The following is a 16,276-nucleotide window of genomic DNA, read 5'->3' on the forward strand; positions in this document are numbered from 1 at the left end:
GAGTCGCGTCATGACGATCGATATTAGCCAGTTCTTCCAGGTCTTCTTCGACGAGGCAGAGGAACTGCTGGCTGAAATGGAGCGCCTGCTGCTGGCGGTCGACGTGGACGCGCCGACCGAGGAAGACCTGAACGCGATCTTCCGCACCGCCCATTCCGTGAAGGGTGGCGCCGGCACGTTCGGCCTGACCGACATGACCGAGGTCACGCACGTGCTCGAGACCTTGCTGGACCGTATCCGCAAGGGCGAGATGGCGCTGACGCTCGACCACGTGGACGCCTTCCTGGCGGCCAAGGATGCGCTCAAGATGCAGCTCGACGGCCACCGCCTCGGCAGCACCGTCGACCAGGATGCCGTGGGCGACGTGCGGATGATGCTGCAGCACCTCGCGCAGGACGTGCAGGTGGAGGCGATCGCCCACGTGGCGCCGGCATTCCAGGGCGCCGCCGTGGATACCGCGGCGGTCGACCACAGCGGCGGGCGCCGCTGGCGGCTCGAGCTGCCGAAGATGGCGCACCGCGAAGTGACGGCGCTGGCGGCCGAGCTGGGCCTGCTGGCCCACGTGGTCGTGACGCCGATCGACAACGACCGCAACGCGATGGTCGTCACCACGCATGAAAGCCTGGACGACATCGTGGCGATCTGCTCCTTCGTGCTGAACACGGAGGACATGGTCATTACCGAGCTGCCGCCGCTGACGGACGAGCAGGCCGCGCGCGAGCAGACGGCGCGCAGGGAGGTCGAGGACGACCTCGGCTATGGCTTCTTCGAGCCGCTCACGCCGGCCGAAACAGCTGCCGGCGCGGCAGCGGCGTCCGGCGACGGCTACGGTTTCTTCCAGCCGCTGGAAGAGATCCGCGCCAATGCCGAAGGCGCCGGCGACGCGGCGCGCGGCTATGGCTTCTTCCAGCCGGTCGAGCAGATCCGCGCCGCCGCCGGCATCGCGGAATCCTCCCCGGCCGAGCGGGTGGTCGAGGAAAAGAAGGTATTGAGGAAGGAAGTGGAAAAGGCGACCGCCGTGGCCCATGGCCAGGGCGCCGAAGCGTCGTCGATCCGCGTCTCGATCGAGAAGGTGGACCAGCTGATCAACCTGGTGGGCGAACTGGTGATCACGCAGGCGATGATCGAGCAGCGCGTCGATGCGCTCGATGCGATGGTGCACGAGAAGCTGCTCGCTTCGGTGGGCCAGCTGACCCGCAACACGCGCGACCTGCAGGAAGCGGTGATGTCGATCCGGATGATGCCGATGGACTTCGTGTTCTCGCGCTTCCCGCGCATGGTGCGCGACCTTGCCACCAAGCTGGGCAAGAAGGTCGACTTCATCACGAACGGCGCGGCGACGGAACTGGACAAGGGCCTGATCGAGCGCATCGTCGATCCGCTGACGCACCTGGTGCGCAACAGCATCGACCATGGCATCGAAATGCCCGACGTGCGGCGCGCCGCCGGCAAGGCCGACGCGGGCCGGCTGTTCCTGTCGGCCTCGCACCAGGGCGGCAACATCATCATCGAGGTGTCGGACGATGGCGGCGGCCTGAACCGCGAGCGCATCCTGGCCAAGGCACGCCAGAACGGCTTGCCGGTATCGGACACGATGGCCGACACCGACGTGTGGCAGCTGATCTTCGCGCCGGGCTTTTCGACGGCAGAGCAGGTGACCGACGTTTCCGGCCGCGGCGTGGGCATGGACGTCGTCAAGCGCAACATCACGGCAATGGGCGGCACCGTGGACATCCGCTCGGCCAAGGGCTTCGGCACCACGATCTCGATCTCGCTGCCGCTGACGCTGGCGATCCTGGACGGCATGTCGATCCGGGTCGGCGAGGAAGTCTACATCCTGCCGCTGGGCTTCGTGGTCGAATCGCTGCAGCCGGTGGAATCGGATGTGCGCGAGATTTCCGGCAAGGGCCGTGTGGTCAAGGTGCGCGGCGAATACCTGCCGCTGATTCCCCTGTACCAGATGTTCGGCATCGCCCCGCGCTTTGCCGAGCCGTGGGAAGGCATCCTGGTGATCCTGGAAACGGATGGCAAGAAAGCCTGCCTCTTCGTCGACGAACTGGTCGGCCAGCAGCAGGTGGTGGTGAAAAACCTGGAATCGAATTACCGCAAGGTGGCCGGCATCTCGGGCGCAACGATTCTCGGCGACGGCGGCGTGGCCCTGATCCTGGACGTGGCGGCGCTGATCCGCTCGTCGCGCCAGCTCGTGGACGAGACGACGCTGAACACGCTGGGCTGAGCCGGGCCGGGTTGGGCCGGGTTGGGCCGAGTTCGGCGACGCCGCCCGGGGCACGATTGAATATTTAGGAAAGCAAAGGACACAACATGGCAGACGCAAACCAGCAGGCCGACATCGCGGGCCACGAATTCCTCGCCTTCACGCTGGGCAAGGAAGAATACGGCATCGATATCCTCAAGGTGCAGGAGATCCGTGGCTACGAAGCGGTGACCCGCATCGCCAACGCGCCGGAGTTCATCAAGGGCGTGATCAACCTGCGCGGCATCATCATTCCCGTGGTGGACATGCGCATCAAGTTTCGCCTGGGCGAACCGGTGTACGACCAGTTTACCGTGGTGATCATCCTGAACATCAACGGCCGCGTGGTGGGCATGGTGGTCGACAGCGTGTCCGACGTGATCACGCTGGAGCCGGAGCAGATCAAGCCGGCGCCGGAAATGGGCACGGTGTTCTCTTCCGAGTACATGACCGGCCTGGGCACGGTGGCCGAGCGGATGCTGATCCTGATGGACATCGACAAGCTGATGTCGAGCCCGGAAATGGGCCTGATGGACAACATCGCGGCATAAGCAGGACAACGCAGGAATTCGCAATAAGCGACAGCAACAGGCAGCAGTAACAAGCATCAGTAATAAGCAGCAGTAAAACAGCAGTAAAACAATACGGGCCGCCAGCACCCCGGCAGAGGGCGTGGCGCCACATCGAGAGAACGGGATTGAAAATGAGTGTACGTAACTACAAGATCGGTACACGCCTCGGCATCGGGTTCGGCATCATCCTGCTGATCCTGGTGGCGCTGGTGCTGACCGCCAACGGACTGAATCACCGCAACAAGTCGCAGCTGAACGAGGGCCTGGAACTGACCAGCGCCAAGACCCGCGCGGCCACGGCGATGAAGAGCGCGATGCTGGAATCGGGCATCGCCATGCGCAACATCGGCCTGCAGTCGGACGTCGAGCTGATGCAGAAGGAAGAAGCCAAGGTGAAGGCGCAGCAGGCGCGCTACGTCGAAGCGCTTGGCAGGCTGGAAAAGCTGGGCCTGGACGCTGCCGAGAAGCAGACGCTGGCAGAACTGGCAGTGCTGGACAAGGACGTGGATGTCGCGTTCAAGGAAGCGATGGCGCAGGTGATGGCCTTCAATGCCGAGGGCGCGACCAAGATCATCTCGGGCCGCATCGACCCGCTGAACACGCGCACGCTGGCGGACCTGAATCGCCTGCTGGACATGCAGCAGGCGGCGCAGAAGACATTCCAGCAACGCTCGGTGGAAGCGGACAGGCGCGTGCTGATGCTGACCCTGCTGCTGGGCGCGCTGGGCGTGGCCGCCGGTATCGTCTGCGCGATCTTTACCACGCGTTCGATCACCGTGCCGCTGGCTGGTGCCGTGCAGGTGGCGAAGCGGGTCGCCGCGGGCGAACTGACTTCGCGTGTCGTCGTCGAGGGCAGGGATGAAACCAGCGAACTGCTGCAGGCGCTGAAGGACATGAACGACAGCCTCGTGAAGACGGTGGGCCAGGTGCGCAGCGGCACCGAGACCATCGCCCTGGCGTCGCAGGAAATCGCCTCGGGCAATGCCGACCTGTCGTCGCGCACCGAAACGCAGGCCAACTCGCTGGGCGAGACGGCCAGCGCGATGGGCACGCTGACGTCCACGGTGAAGCAGAACGCGGACAACGCGCGCCAGGCGAACCAGCTGGCCGTGTCGGCGTCGTCGGTGGCGGAAAAGGGTGGCCAGGTCGTTTCGCAGGTGGTCGATACGATGGGTTCGATCAAGGCCAGTTCTTCGAAGATCGTCGACATCATCGGCGTCATCGACGGCATCGCCTTCCAGACCAACATCCTGGCGCTGAACGCGGCCGTGGAAGCGGCACGCGCCGGCGAGCAGGGCCGCGGCTTCGCCGTGGTGGCTTCCGAAGTGCGCAACCTGGCGCAGCGTTCGGCCAGCGCGGCCAAGGAAATCAAGGCGCTGATCGACGATTCCGTGACGAAGGTCGACGCCGGCGGCAAGCTGGTCGACGAAGCCGGCCAGACGATGGAACTGATCGTCACGTCGATCCGCCAGGTGACCGACATCATGGGCGAGATCACCGCCGCCACCCAGGAACAGAGCAGCGGCATCGAGGAAGTGAACATGTCGATCGCGCAGATGGACGACATGACGCAGCAGAACGCCGCGCTCGTGGAACAGGCCGCCGCGGCTGCCGAAAGCATGCAGGACCAGGCCCAGCGCCTGGCCGAGGCGGTGGCGATCTTCAAGCTGGGCGGCGAGGCGGTGGCCCTGCCCGTGGCCGCAGCGAAGCCTGTCACCAGGCCCGCCGCGAAGCCGCTCGCCAGACCCGCCGTGCCCACTGCACGCGCGGTGACGGTGGCCAAGGCACCGGCGAAGAAGTCCGCGCCGGCACCGGCCGGCGACGACTGGGAAGAGTTCTGATTCCCCGGGAGCGATGATGTCCAGAGATACCGTCAAGGAATTCGACTTCAATGGCCGCGACTTCGAACGCGTGCGTGGACTGATCTACAAGCGGGCCGGCATTTCGCTGGCCGACAGCAAGCAGGAGATGGTCTATTCGCGCCTGGCCCGGCGCCTGCGGGCAACCGGCATCGTGTCGTTCGCCAGGTACCTGGACGACCTGGAGGCGGGCCGCATGCCCGATGAGTGGGAATCGTTCACCAACGCGCTGACGACGAACCTGACGTCGTTCTTTCGCGAGGCGCACCATTTCCCGCTGCTGGCCGAGCACGTGAAGAAGCACAAGGGTGAAACGCTCAACATCTGGTGCTCGGCCAGTTCCACCGGCGAGGAGCCGTATTCGATCGCGATCACCGTGTGCGAGGCGCTGGGCACCCTGACGCCGCCCGTGCACATCATCGCCACCGACATCGATACCAACGTGCTGGCGACCGCCGCCAATGGCATCTATCCGCTCGAACGGATCGAGAAGCTGACGGCGGAGCAGCAGCGCCGCTTCTTCCTGAAAGGGAAGGGCGACAAGGCCGGCATGGTGCGCGCGCGCCCGGAACTGCGCCAGCTGATCACGTATCGTCCATTGAACCTGCTGGAAGAACGGTGGGACATCCGCGGGCCGTTCGACGTGATCTTTTGCCGCAACGTGATGATCTACTTCGACAAGGCCACGCAGCGCAAGATCCTGTCGCGCTTCGTGCCGCTGATGAAGCCCGATGGATTGCTGTTTGCCGGGCACTCCGAGAATTTCCTGTACGTGTCGGAATCGCTGAAACTGCGCGGCAAGACCGTGTACGAGCTGGATAACGCCGCGCGGGCAGCCGTGCAGCAGCGGGCCTGAAACGCGCCCGCAACGAGAAAGACTCACGATGGACAATGAACATATCGCCACCAACGTCTACTACGACCGCACGTTCGACTGCCAGGCGGCGAAGATCCTGCCGGGCGAGTACTACTTCACGCAGAAGGACATGCTGATCGTGACGGTGCTGGGCTCGTGCGTATCGGCCTGCATCCGCGACCGCGTGACGGGCCTGGGCGGCATGAACCACTTCATGCTGCCGGACGGCGGCGCGGACGCGAACAGCCCCGTCTCGGCATCGGCCCGCTATGGCACGTATGCGATGGAAATCCTGATCAACAGCCTGCTGAAGTCGGGCGCGCGGCGCGACAACCTGGAAGCGAAGGTCTTCGGGGGCGGCGCGGTGCTGAAGGGTTTCACGGCGATGAACGTGGGCGAACGCAATGCGGCATTCGTGCAGACTTTCCTGCGCAATGAACGGATCCGCGTGGTGGCCGAGGACCTGAACGACGTATATCCGCGCAAGGTGTATTTCTTCCCCCGTACCGGCAAGGTGCTGGTGAAAAAGCTGATGCAGTCGCATAACGACACGCTGGCGAAACGCGAAATCGAATACGCCAGCCGCCTGAAGGTGCAGCCGGTGGCCGGCGAAATCGAGCTGTTTTGACTTGAAGCATTTCTGACGAGGTTTGCATGAAGACCAAGGTGTTGGTCGTCGACGATTCCGCACTGATCCGGAGCGTGATGACCGAAATTATCAATAGCCAGCCGGACATGGAAGTGGTGGGCACGGCCCCCGATCCATTGGTGGCGCGCGAGCTGATCAAGCAGACCAATCCGCACGTGCTGACGCTGGACGTGGAAATGCCGAAGATGGATGGCCTCGATTTCCTGGAAAAGCTGATGCGCCTGCGGCCGATGCCGGTGGTCATGGTGTCGTCGCTGACCGAACGCGGTTCGGAAATTACGATGCGGGCGCTCGAACTGGGCGCCGTGGATTTCGTGCAGAAACCGAAGATGTCGATCCAGACCGGCATGCGCGACTATGCCGACCTGATCGCCGACAAGATCCGCGCCGCGGCCAAGGCGCGCATCCGTGCCCGCACGCTGCCCCAAGCGGGCGCCGAAGGGCAGGCACCCCTGCCACAATTACGCAATCCACTGATGTCGTCCGAAAAACTGATCATCATCGGTGCGTCGACCGGTGGAACGGAAGCGATCCGGGAGTTCCTGTTGCAGATGCCGTCCGACTGCCCGGGAATCCTGATCACGCAGCACATGCCGGAAGGCTTCACGCGATCGTTCGCGAAGCGCCTGGATTCGCTGTGCAGGATTTCCGTGCAGGAGGCGCAAGGCAACGAGCGCGTGCTGCCGGGCCATGCCTACATCGCGCCCGGCCACTCGCACCTGATGCTGGCGCGGTCCGGCGCGAACTACATGACGAAGCTCGACCAGGGGGAGCCCGTCAACCGTCACCGCCCCTCGGTCGACGTGCTGTTCCGCTCGGCGGCGCAGCATGCGGGCAAGAACGCGGTGGGCGTGATCCTGACCGGCATGGGCAAGGATGGCGCGGCAGGGATGCTGGAGATGAAGACGGCCGGGGCGTATAATTTTGCCCAGGATGAGGCCAGTTGCGTGGTGTTCGGCATGCCGCGCGAAGCGATTGCCGTCGGTGCCGCCCACGAGGTGGGCGCATTGCTGGCGCTGCCGGGCATGGTGCTGGGACACCTTGCGCAACACGGCATGCGGGCCTTGCGCGTGTAAAGAACAGGGCTCATCGGCCCTGCCGGTGGATACTGGCAGCGTACGATTGGCGTCGAGCTTTGGTCGAATTGGCGTCGGATTGGCGTCGAATGTGCGCCGGGTTTGCATGATAGATACGGATGTGGCTTTTTAGGGAGCATTTGGGCTTGTTTCATTCCCTTGAGGCAACTTAAATGCTATCCTTTCCGGATGCTGGTGGCGCGACCCAAAACGACACTCACTATTTATAACCGCGTAGAGAAACAACGGAGCAATTCATGGCTGATCCAAAGATGAAATTTCTGGTAGTAGACGACTTCTCGACGATGCGCCGCATCGTCCGGAATCTGTTGAAAGAACTGGGTTATGCCAATGTGGACGAAGCCGAGGATGGCGTGATGGCGCTGGCCAAGCTGCGCTCGGAACAGTTCGACTTCGTCGTGTCCGACTGGAACATGCCGAACATGGATGGCCTGACGATGCTGCAAAACATCCGTGCCGACCCCGCGCTGGCGAAATTGCCGGTGCTGATGGTGACCGCCGAGGCGAAGAAGGAAAACATCATCGCCGCAGCCCAGGCCGGCGCCAACGGCTATGTCGTCAAGCCTTTCACGGCGGCCACGCTGGATGAAAAGCTGAACAAGATTTTCGAGAAAATCGGAGTCTGATCGATGGTTGAGCAAGCCCCCGGCGCCGTCGCGGACGGCGCGGACTCGCATGAAGAGTTCCTGGCGCGCATCGGCCACATGACCCGTGCGCTGCACGAGAACCTGCGTGGTCTCGGGCTGGACAAGTTGATCGAGAAGGCGGCCGAGGATATCCCGGATGCCCGCGACCGTCTCGACTACGTGGCGCGTCTCTCCGAAACCGCGGCGCAGAAGGTGCTCAATGCCACCGACGAGGCCGGCCCCCTGCAAGACCGCATCTGCAGCGATGCCAAGGAACTGTCCGGTGCCTGGCAGGCGTTGCTGGACGGTGAGGGCGGCAACGGGGCCGACTGGCGCGCGCTGGCCCAGCGCACGATCGCCACGCTGGCCGCCACCACCGATGCCACGGGCGCCACGAAGGGCCACCTGATGGACATCATGATGGCGCAGGATTTCCAGGACCTCACGGGCCAGGTCATCAAGCGCGTGACCGGTATCGCGCAAAACCTCGAGAAGCAGCTCGTGCAGACGCTGATCGATTTCGCGCCCGAGGAACTGAAGAAGGAACTCGACAACGGGCTGCTGAACGGGCCGCAGATCGACAAGACGAAAGACGGCGTGGTGGCCGACCAGAGCCAGGTCGACGACCTGCTCGACAGTCTCGGCTTCTGATCCGGCGGGCAAGCTGCCCGCTGCTTCTTAACCCGCCGGGCAAGCTGCCCGCTGCTTCTTAACCCGCCGCTTCTTGACAGCTGCCTCTTCACAGCCGCTTCTTCGCCGGCCATTTTTCCTTCTATGCACCAAACGCATTTTCTCGTCCGCGAGCCGTTGCTGGACCCGCAACAGCGCGTGGTCGGCTACGAGCTCGCCTGGCAGCACGATCCCGCTGCCACGCCCGCGCTGGCCGAACTGGAAGACCTGGTCGCCTTCGTGGCCGCCCACGTCAACGATGCCGACCGCGGCTGGCTGCTCCGCGACAAGACGCTGTTCCTGCAGGCCGTGCCGGGCATGCTGTCGACGGATGCGCTGCATGAGCTGCCGCCGCAGCATACGGTGCTGTCGATCCGTGCGGCCGAACTGGCCAATCCCGACACGCTGGCCGCCGTGCGCGCGCTGCGCGCCGGCGACGTGGGCATCCTGTTGCGCAACTGCGACCTGGCGCGTGCCGGCAACAGGCTGCCAATGATCGCCTCCTATGTCGAAGTGCGCTTCACCGGCGCCGACGTGGCGGACCAGGCACGCGCCTATGCGGCGTTGAAGCAGTCGTCCGTACGCATGGTCGGCCGGCCCGTGTCGACGTGGGAGGATTTCGACGCGTGCGCCGCGCTGGGCATCGACGCCTTTGTCGGCAAGCTGCACCTGACACCGCGCCCCGGGCCCGAAGCAAAAGGCTTGAACCCGGCGCAGACCACGATCCTGCAGCTGATGCAGATGGTGCAGGCGAATGCCGACGTACAGAAGATCGAGAGCGTGCTCAAGCGCGATGCCGCGCTGTCCTACAAGCTGCTCCGCTACATCAACTCCGCCGGGTTCGGCGCCGGCCGCGAAATCCAGTCGCTGAAGCAGGCCATCACGCTGCTGGGCTACCAGCCGCTGTACCGCTGGCTGACGCTGCTGTTGGCAACGGCAAGCACGAGCGGCTACTCGCCGGTACTGCTGGAAACGGCCGTGGTGCGCGGCCGCCTGGCCGAACTGCTCGGCCAGGCCACGCTGGGCCGGGCCGACGCGGAAAATGTCTTCGTCGCCGGCATGTTTTCGCTGCTCGACCGGCTGCTGGGCATTCCAATGACGGATGTGCTGGACACCATTCCGCTGTCGGCGGAAATCGTCGCGGCACTGCTGGAGCGGAGCGGGCGCTTCGGCCCCTACCTCGCGCTGGCCGAGGCGTGCGAGCTCAATTCCAGCCTGGTGTCGTCGCTGGCCGCGTCGCTGCAACTGACGCCCGAAGACGTCAACAAGGCCCACCTGTCGGCGCTGGCCTGGACGCAGAACGTGACCAGCTGACCAGCCGGACATCTGTCGAAGATCGACAAGACGAACACCGGCCGTGGTTCCGCAGGGAAGTTCCCCGGGTTGACGCGAACAGCGCCTCAGATTTCCAGGTTGTCGATCAGCCGCGTGGTGCCCAGCTTCGCGGCGGCCAGCACCACCAGCGGTTCCCCCTGGGCCAGGTCGCCGGCATTGGGCGGCTGCAGGTCGATGCGCTTGCGGATGCTGATGTAGTCGGGCTTCCAGCCGCGCGCGGCCAGGTCGTCCATGGCCTTGTGCTCGAGCTGGAACACGTCCAGGTGGCCGGCACGTACCTCGCCGGCAACGGCATTGAGCGCGTTGTACAGTGCCGGTGCTTCCGCGCGCTCGGCGGCGGACAGGTACATGTTCCGCGACGACAGCGCCAGTCCATCTTCCGCGCGGAACGTTTCCGCGCCGATGATCTGCGTGGGCAGCGCGAACTGGCGCGCCATGTTTCGCACGATCATCAGCTGCTGGTAATCCTTCTTGCCGAACACGGCCACCTTTGGCTGTACGCACGAGAACAGCTTCGTCACCACCGTGCACACGCCATTGAAGAATCCGGGGCGGAACTCGCCTTCCAGGATGTTGCCCAGGTCGTCCGGCGGCTGTACGCGGTATTCCTGCGGCTCCGGGTACAGGTCTTTCTCGGTGGGCGCGAACAGCACGTACACGCCTTCCTTTTCCAGCTTCTCCACGTCCGCCTGGAAGGTGCGTGGATACTTGTCGAAGTCCTCGTTCGGACCGAATTGCAGGCGGTTGACGAAGATCGAGGCCACGACGGGGTCGCCGTGCCTGCGCGCCAGGCGCATCAGCGACAGGTGGCCTTCATGCAGGTTGCCCATCGTGGGCACGAACGCGGTGCGCAGCTGGCCCGAAAGCTGGTCGCGCAGTTCTTCGATCGAGGAAATGATTTTCATAATATTGTTCTTGGGTTCAAACGAAATTTCGAGCCGGGCTGATGGCCATGCTTCGGCCGATCGCATTGGCCGATCGCATTTGCCGATCTTGCCCGCATAGCTTCATGCCGGAGAATACGCGAGACGCACGTAGATGGGCGCAAATGGTTCGGCCTGGGTAATTTCAATCAGGGTTTCTTTCGCCAGTTCCAGCATCGCCACGAAATTGACGACGATGACCGGCACGCCGCCAGCTACGTCGAACAGATCGGCAAACTCGACGAACCGCTGGGATTGCAGCCGGCGCAGGATATTCGTCATGTGCTCGCGCACCGACAATTCCTCGCGCGTGATCCGGTGGTGCTGCTTGAGCGTTGCCCGCTTCAGCAGATCGCGCCAGGCTGCCTGCAGGTCGCCTGCGCTGACGTCGGGCCACACGGGCGCGAGGCTCTGCTCGATGTAGATCTGCGTGCGCACGAAATCCCGGTCGACCTGCGGCAATGCATTCAGGTCGTAGGCGGCCAGCTTGATCTGCTCGTAGTCGAGCAGCCTGCGCACCAGTTCGGCGCGAGGATCCTCGGCTTCGATCTCGACGTCGTGCGGGCGCTGCGGCAGCAGCATGCGCGACTTGATCTCGATGAGCATGGCCGCCATCAGCAGGTACTCGGCCGCCAGTTCAAGATTGGACAGCCGGATCTGCTCCACGTACTTCAGGTATTGCAGCGTGACCTGGGCCATCGGAATGTCCAGGATGTTGAAGTTCTGGCGGCGGATCAGGTAAAGCAGCAGGTCCAGCGGGCCTTCGAACGTGTCGAGGAAGATCTCCAGTGCATCTGGCGGAATATACAGGTCGTTCGGCAGCTTCAGCAGGGGCTCGCCATACAGGCGTGCGAAAGCAGCGCCCTCGGCAGGTACCGTGGCGCTGCTTTCAGCCGGTTGCGCCCCGGTTGGGACATCCGGCGCCGCGGTGGCCACGCTGTCTTGCGCGTCGCCCCCCGCATCCTGTGGCAGCATGTGTGCCGTCCCGAAGGATCAGAGCTTGTTCTGGTAAACGTAAGCCTGTTGTGCAATGCGGGAATCGCGCTGGCGGGCTTGCTCGTCCAGCGACGTGGGTTCCTTGTCCCACAGCAGGGAGCGGCCTTGCTGCTGGCCTGCTTCGATGGTCGGATTCTTTTCCTTGAGCGCCTTGATGAACTGGGTGTGATCGGACTCGTAACCGCGGTGTTGTTTGAACAGGAGTTTCATATCGTGAAGGGTAGGTGACAACCAGCGGGTATTCTACCGCGCTGCGGCATGCTCAAGGGAATTTCCGGAATATCGGGGCATTCCGGCCAGCATTTCTGGCGCATCTGCAACGGCTTGCCGGATCGGTTATTCTTTCCTGCAATGAATTCACGCCTGACACCCCACACAGCTTTCCTGCTGACCCTTGCACCGCTGCTGTGGGCGGGCAATGCCATCGTCGGCCGTCTCGTGCATGACCTCGTGCCGCCGATGACGTTGAATTTCCTGCGCTGGCTGATCGCACTGCTGATCCTGCTGCCGCTGGCCGGCCCGGTATTTCGCCGTGACAGCGGCTTGTGGCGGCACTGGCGTCGCTACGCGGTCCTGGGCCTGCTTGGCGTGGGCATGTATAACGCGCTCCAGTATCTGGCACTGCAGAGCAGCACGCCGATCAATGTGACGCTGGTGGCGGCAGGCATGCCCGTCTGGATGATGGCAACCGGCTGGCTGTTCTTCGGCGCGGCCATTTCGCGCCGGCAAATCATCGGTGCGGTGCTGTCCATCGGCGGCGTATTGGTGGTATTGGCGCGCGGCGAATGGCATCATTTACTTGAATTAAGGCTCGTTGCCGGAGACTTATTCATGATTCTCGCAACGATCGCGTGGTCCCTGTATAGCTGGCTGTTGATCCGGACCACCGAGCCGGCACCGCTGCGCGCGAACTGGGCTTCTTTCCTCGTTGCCCAGGTGGGATTCGGCGTGGCGTGGTCCGGTTTGTCCGCCGCCGGAGAATGGGCTTTCCTCGCCCCGGCAATCCACTGGAATGGCACGCTGGTCGCGGCGCTGTTATATGTGGCCATCGGCCCGGCCATCATTGCATTCCGCTGCTGGGGTGCCGGCGTACAACAAGCCGGCCCGGCCATTGCCGCATTCTTCAGTAACCTGACACCGCTGTTTGCCGCGCTGATGTCTTCCGCATTTCTGGGCGAGGCGCCGCATCTTTACCACGGCATTGCTTTCCTGCTGATCGTTGGCGGTATTGTCGTGTCATCGCGCCGATCGGCTTGATCATCGTTGCGGTGCGCCGGCCTGGTAATAGAGCTGGTATCGTGGCGCTGGTCCCTGTTCCCATGGAGGCATCATGCGCAAAATGCTTGCCGCCATCGTCGCGGTGCAGTTCTTTTTGACGGCCTGCGACCAGTCCGCCCCGCCCAAACCCCCGAAACCGATTGCCGGGCAGTCCCAGTTCTCGTAAGAAAAGCCGGCTTTGAATGCCGGCTTTTTTCGTCTCAACAATACGAGGCTATTTTGCTTGGAGAAATGTTTCCAAATTTTGGGGACTGTCCCCGAATTCAGGAAACATTGCCTTACTTGCATTGGAAAGGATGCTTTACGGCCTTCTTCGTGCCATAAAGTTGTCTGATCGTGCTGGTTTCTGGCATAAGCAGTGCAAACAGGCCGTCTTGGTGTGACGGACTTGCAACGCTCAGCGCAGCGTGCGGCGCATGACGAGTGGGGCGGGCTCGAGCGGATTGGCGTGCGAATATTCAAGCTCTTCGGCAAGCTCGAATGCAAAGGCCGCATAAAAATCAACCAGTTTTGATTGGTCGCTGCGCACGGCAAGGCGCAATTCGCCGATGCCGCTGTCCATGCCGTGGTGAATAACGGCTTCCAGCAGATGCTGGGACAGGTTATTGCCGCGGTATGCAGGCAATATGCCCATCCTTAATATTTCCCAGCAATCCGGTTCGGTATCGTGCGGCAACCAGCGCACCGAGCCGATGGGGGCATTTGCATGCAACAAAATAAAACCGCCGCCTTGCCGCAGATGTTCTGCGACGAGGACGGCGGTTTCTCGGTGGCCACTCGATGTCACACTGACTTTACCGGCCCAAGCGTTGCGCGTGAGGCCGGCGATTATCGGTGCATCGTCATCGGCAGCAGTCCGGACGACAAATCTCATCGGGAATGAAAACCCTTTTAACGAATACGCATGCCCGGCTCGGCGCCCGGCCATGGGTTCAGGATATAAATGCCGGGACTGGCTTTTTCATCCGCGGCGGACGCGGCCAATACCATGCCTTCGGAAACGCCGAATTTCCCCATCTTGCGCGGCGCCAGGTTTGCCACCAATACCGTCAATTTACCGACGAGATCGGCCGGCTGGTACATCGACTTAATGCCGGACAAAACATTGCGGTGGCGGCCTTCGCCCACGTCCAATGTGAGGCGCAGCAGTTTCTCCGAACCTTCGACGTGTTCGCAATTGACGATCCTTGCGATACGCAAATCGATTTTCACGAAATCGTCGATCTTGATTTCAGGCGCCAATTCTTCGATGCCGGTGGCCGACACCGCATCGGCAACGGGCGCAGCGGCAGCCGCGGCAACGGGCGCGGCTGCCGGGGCCACGGCAGCGGCGGCCGGCTTCGGCGCATCGAACAGCTCGTCGATCATCTTGGCATCCACGCGCGTCATCAGGTGGTTGTAGGCGCCGATCGTGCGGCCCAGCATGGCCGACGATGCCGCTTCCACGCCCGTATCGGCCCACGTCAGGCTGGCGTCGTTCAGGAATGCCTGCACCTTCGTGGCCACACCCGGCAGTACCGGCGACAGCAGGATCGTCAGCTGGCGGAACAGGATCAAAGCCGTCGTGCACACGTCGTGCAGCTCGGCCAGCTTTGTTTCATCCTTGGCCAGCACCCATGGCTTGTTTTCATCGACGTACAGGTTCGTCACGTCGGCGATTTCCATGATCTCGCGCAGTGCCTTGCCGAACTCGCGGTTTTCGTAGCTCAGCGCGATCGAATCGGCGCGGACATGGCCTTCCGCATTCGTCAGCGCACGCCTGATCCAGCTCAGCGACGTGTCGGACAAGTGCGCGGACAGCTGGCCATTGAATTTCTTGGCGATGAAGCCGGCGCAGCGGCTGGCGATATTGACATACTTGCCGATCAGGTCGGAATTGACGCGGGCAACGAAGTCCTCGCCCGTGAAATCCAGGTCCTCGACCTTGGAATTGAGCTTGAACGCGATGTAGTAACGCAGCCATTCCGGGTTCATGCCCAGGTTCAGGTAGCGCAGCGGCGAGATGCCGGTGCCGCGCGACTTGGACATTTTTTCATTGTTCACGGTGAGGTGGCCGTGCACGTTCACCTTCAGGTTGTCGATCACCGGGTGGCCGGCGAATTTCAGCATCGCCGGCCAGAACAGCAGGTGGAACGACACGATATCCTTGCCGATGAAATGGATCTGCTCGGTGGCCGGATCGCGCAGGAACGCGTCGTAGTCGATGCCGTTCTTGCTGAAATAGTTTTTCAGCGATGCCAGGTAGCCGACCGGCGCATCCAGCCATACATAGAAGAACTTGCCCGGCGCATCGGGAATCGGAATGCCGAAATACGGCGCGTCGCGGGAAATATCCCAGTCCGCGAGCTTTTCGCCCGCTTCGCCCAGCCATTCCGAGACCTTGTTGACCATTTCAGGCTGCAGGCGGCCCGGCGTATTGAGCCAGTCGCGCAGGAATTCAAAGCAGCGCGGGTCGGACAGCTTGAAGAAATATTGTTCGGAAGGCTTCAATACCGGCGTGGCATTGGTGAAGACCGAATACGGATTCACCAGGTCGGTGGGCTGGTAGGCGGCGCCGCAGACTTCGCAATTGTCGCCATACTGGTCCTTGGCGCCGCATTTCGGGCATTCGCCCTTGATGTTGCGGTCGGCCAGGAACATGCCCTTCACCGGGTCGAAGAAGCGGTCGACGGTCTTGGTCTGGATCAGGCCACTGTCGCGCAGCTTGCGGTAGATGCCCTGGGACAGCTCGACGTTTTCCGGCGAATCGGTGGAATACCAGTTATCGAAGGCGATATGGAAACCGTCCAGGTACTGGGCGCGGCCGGCGGCGATCTTCGCCACGAATTCCTGCGGCGTGATGCCTTCCTTTTCGGCGGCGATCATGATCGGCGTGCCGTGCGTATCGTCGGCACCGACGAAATGCACTTCGCGGGGCCGAAGCTCACCTGCCACCGCATCGCGCTGCATTCGCTGGAAACGGACCCAGATGTCGGCCTGGATGTATTCCATCATGTGACCGATATGGAAGGCGGCGTTTGCGTAGGGCAGGGCGGTGGTGACGAACAGCTTGCGAGTCATGGTCAGCGCTAGGTTGGTTGTATAAAAGGACCATTTTACCAGCCCATGCGGCGGTGTGCGGCGCTGCGCGGGCTCCTCGCCCCATGCCCGCGGCCGATTTGC

The 16,276-nt window shown here is 62.8% G+C and carries 15 protein-coding genes; 10 read left to right on the forward strand and 5 right to left on the reverse strand.

Annotated features, from left to right (window positions below; translation table 11 throughout):
• Positions 1 to 10 precede the first annotated feature (10 nt).
• The 9 genes from cheA (at position 11) to EWM63_RS21800 (ending at position 9,896) form a co-directional block, all read left to right on the forward strand.
• Entirely contained in the window at positions 11 to 2,236 is a 2,226-nt protein-coding gene (gene cheA, locus EWM63_RS21760) for a chemotaxis protein CheA (protein ID WP_130188409.1), read from the forward strand.
• Positions 2,237 to 2,322: 86 nt separating this feature from the next.
• A complete protein-coding gene (locus EWM63_RS21765; protein WP_130188410.1) occupies positions 2,323 to 2,805 on the forward strand; it encodes a chemotaxis protein CheW in 483 nt (160 codons plus the stop codon).
• A gap of 152 nt (positions 2,806 to 2,957) precedes the next feature.
• Positions 2,958 to 4,667: a methyl-accepting chemotaxis protein gene (locus tag EWM63_RS21770; RefSeq protein WP_130188411.1), complete on the forward strand. Its 1,710-nt coding sequence runs from the start codon at positions 2,958 to 2,960 to the stop codon at positions 4,665 to 4,667.
• 13 nt (positions 4,668 to 4,680) lie between these two features.
• A complete protein-coding gene (locus EWM63_RS21775; protein WP_130188412.1) occupies positions 4,681 to 5,541 on the forward strand; it encodes a CheR family methyltransferase in 861 nt (286 codons plus the stop codon).
• A gap of 28 nt (positions 5,542 to 5,569) precedes the next feature.
• The gene (cheD, locus tag EWM63_RS21780; protein ID WP_130188413.1) at positions 5,570 to 6,169 is read left to right on the forward strand and encodes a chemoreceptor glutamine deamidase CheD; all 600 of its coding nucleotides are present in this window, start codon (positions 5,570 to 5,572) and stop codon (positions 6,167 to 6,169) included.
• Positions 6,170 to 6,195: 26 nt separating this feature from the next.
• A complete protein-coding gene (locus tag EWM63_RS21785) occupies positions 6,196 to 7,266 on the forward strand; it encodes a protein-glutamate methylesterase/protein-glutamine glutaminase (RefSeq protein WP_130188414.1) in 1,071 nt (356 codons plus the stop codon).
• Between the two features lie 257 nt (positions 7,267 to 7,523).
• A complete protein-coding gene (cheY, locus tag EWM63_RS21790) occupies positions 7,524 to 7,913 on the forward strand; it encodes a chemotaxis response regulator CheY (RefSeq protein ID WP_130188415.1) in 390 nt (129 codons plus the stop codon).
• A gap of 3 nt (positions 7,914 to 7,916) precedes the next feature.
• Positions 7,917 to 8,564, forward strand: a complete 648-nt coding sequence (gene cheZ / locus EWM63_RS21795) for a protein phosphatase CheZ (protein WP_130188416.1) — start codon at positions 7,917 to 7,919, stop codon at positions 8,562 to 8,564.
• Positions 8,565 to 8,687: 123 nt separating this feature from the next.
• Positions 8,688 to 9,896, forward strand: a complete 1,209-nt coding sequence (locus EWM63_RS21800; RefSeq protein ID WP_130188417.1) for an EAL and HDOD domain-containing protein — start codon at positions 8,688 to 8,690, stop codon at positions 9,894 to 9,896.
• 86 nt (positions 9,897 to 9,982) lie between these two features.
• On the opposite strand, the gene panC is transcribed toward EWM63_RS21800, so the two are convergent.
• From panC to EWM63_RS21815, 3 genes are all read right to left on the reverse strand, one after another.
• On the reverse strand, positions 9,983 to 10,822 hold the full coding sequence (gene panC / locus EWM63_RS21805; RefSeq protein WP_130188418.1) for a pantoate--beta-alanine ligase: 840 nt from the start codon (positions 10,820 to 10,822) through the stop codon (positions 9,983 to 9,985).
• 102 nt (positions 10,823 to 10,924) lie between these two features.
• Positions 10,925 to 11,815, reverse strand: coding sequence for a segregation and condensation protein A (locus EWM63_RS21810; RefSeq protein ID WP_130188419.1), 891 nt, complete (start codon positions 11,813 to 11,815; stop codon positions 10,925 to 10,927).
• Between the two features lie 18 nt (positions 11,816 to 11,833).
• Positions 11,834 to 12,046 (reverse strand): DUF3460 family protein, encoded by a 213-nt coding sequence (locus tag EWM63_RS21815; RefSeq protein ID WP_130188420.1) that lies wholly within the window; start codon positions 12,044 to 12,046, stop codon positions 11,834 to 11,836.
• A gap of 141 nt (positions 12,047 to 12,187) precedes the next feature.
• Between EWM63_RS21815 and EWM63_RS21820 the strand changes: the two genes are divergently transcribed.
• Positions 12,188 to 13,093 carry a DMT family transporter gene (locus EWM63_RS21820; RefSeq protein ID WP_130190533.1) on the forward strand — a complete coding sequence of 302 codons (906 nt, stop codon included), beginning with the start codon at positions 12,188 to 12,190 and terminating at the stop codon, positions 13,091 to 13,093.
• Between the two features lie 418 nt (positions 13,094 to 13,511).
• Here EWM63_RS21820 and EWM63_RS21825 read toward each other — a convergent pair whose 3' ends face one another.
• Entirely contained in the window at positions 13,512 to 13,988 is a 477-nt protein-coding gene (locus EWM63_RS21825; protein WP_130188421.1) for a GNAT family N-acetyltransferase, read from the reverse strand.
• A 17-nt stretch (positions 13,989 to 14,005) separates the two neighbouring features.
• On the reverse strand, positions 14,006 to 16,174 hold the full coding sequence (metG, locus tag EWM63_RS21830; RefSeq protein WP_130188422.1) for a methionine--tRNA ligase: 2,169 nt from the start codon (positions 16,172 to 16,174) through the stop codon (positions 14,006 to 14,008).
• Positions 16,175 to 16,276 lie beyond the last annotated feature (102 nt).

The sequence above is a fragment of the Pseudoduganella lutea genome (genome assembly GCF_004209755.1).
GTDB lineage: Bacteria > Pseudomonadota > Gammaproteobacteria > Burkholderiales > Burkholderiaceae_D > Rugamonas > Rugamonas lutea.

What these genes read in the sequence shown, in the direction of transcription:
- cheA (WP_130188409.1), top strand. Translation starts at nt 11, where the DNA reads ATGACGATCGATATTAGCCAGTTCTTCCAGGTCTTCTTCGACGAGGCA.
- EWM63_RS21765 (WP_130188410.1), top strand. Translation starts at nt 2,323, where the DNA reads ATGGCAGACGCAAACCAGCAGGCCGACATCGCGGGCCACGAATTCCTC.
- EWM63_RS21770 (WP_130188411.1), top strand. Translation starts at nt 2,958, where the DNA reads ATGAGTGTACGTAACTACAAGATCGGTACACGCCTCGGCATCGGGTTC.
- EWM63_RS21775 (WP_130188412.1), top strand. Translation starts at nt 4,681, where the DNA reads ATGATGTCCAGAGATACCGTCAAGGAATTCGACTTCAATGGCCGCGAC.
- cheD (WP_130188413.1), top strand. Translation starts at nt 5,570, where the DNA reads ATGGACAATGAACATATCGCCACCAACGTCTACTACGACCGCACGTTC.
- EWM63_RS21785 (WP_130188414.1), top strand. Translation starts at nt 6,196, where the DNA reads ATGAAGACCAAGGTGTTGGTCGTCGACGATTCCGCACTGATCCGGAGC.
- cheY (WP_130188415.1), top strand. Translation starts at nt 7,524, where the DNA reads ATGGCTGATCCAAAGATGAAATTTCTGGTAGTAGACGACTTCTCGACG.
- cheZ (WP_130188416.1), top strand. Translation starts at nt 7,917, where the DNA reads ATGGTTGAGCAAGCCCCCGGCGCCGTCGCGGACGGCGCGGACTCGCAT.
- EWM63_RS21800 (WP_130188417.1), top strand. Translation starts at nt 8,688, where the DNA reads ATGCACCAAACGCATTTTCTCGTCCGCGAGCCGTTGCTGGACCCGCAA.
- panC (WP_130188418.1), bottom strand. Translation starts at nt 10,822, where the DNA reads ATGAAAATCATTTCCTCGATCGAAGAACTGCGCGACCAGCTTTCGGGC.
- EWM63_RS21810 (WP_130188419.1), bottom strand. Translation starts at nt 11,815, where the DNA reads ATGCTGCCACAGGATGCGGGGGGCGACGCGCAAGACAGCGTGGCCACC.
- EWM63_RS21815 (WP_130188420.1), bottom strand. Translation starts at nt 12,046, where the DNA reads ATGAAACTCCTGTTCAAACAACACCGCGGTTACGAGTCCGATCACACC.
- EWM63_RS21820 (WP_130190533.1), top strand. Translation starts at nt 12,188, where the DNA reads ATGAATTCACGCCTGACACCCCACACAGCTTTCCTGCTGACCCTTGCA.
- EWM63_RS21825 (WP_130188421.1), bottom strand. Translation starts at nt 13,988, where the DNA reads ATGAGATTTGTCGTCCGGACTGCTGCCGATGACGATGCACCGATAATC.
- metG (WP_130188422.1), bottom strand. Translation starts at nt 16,174, where the DNA reads ATGACTCGCAAGCTGTTCGTCACCACCGCCCTGCCCTACGCAAACGCC.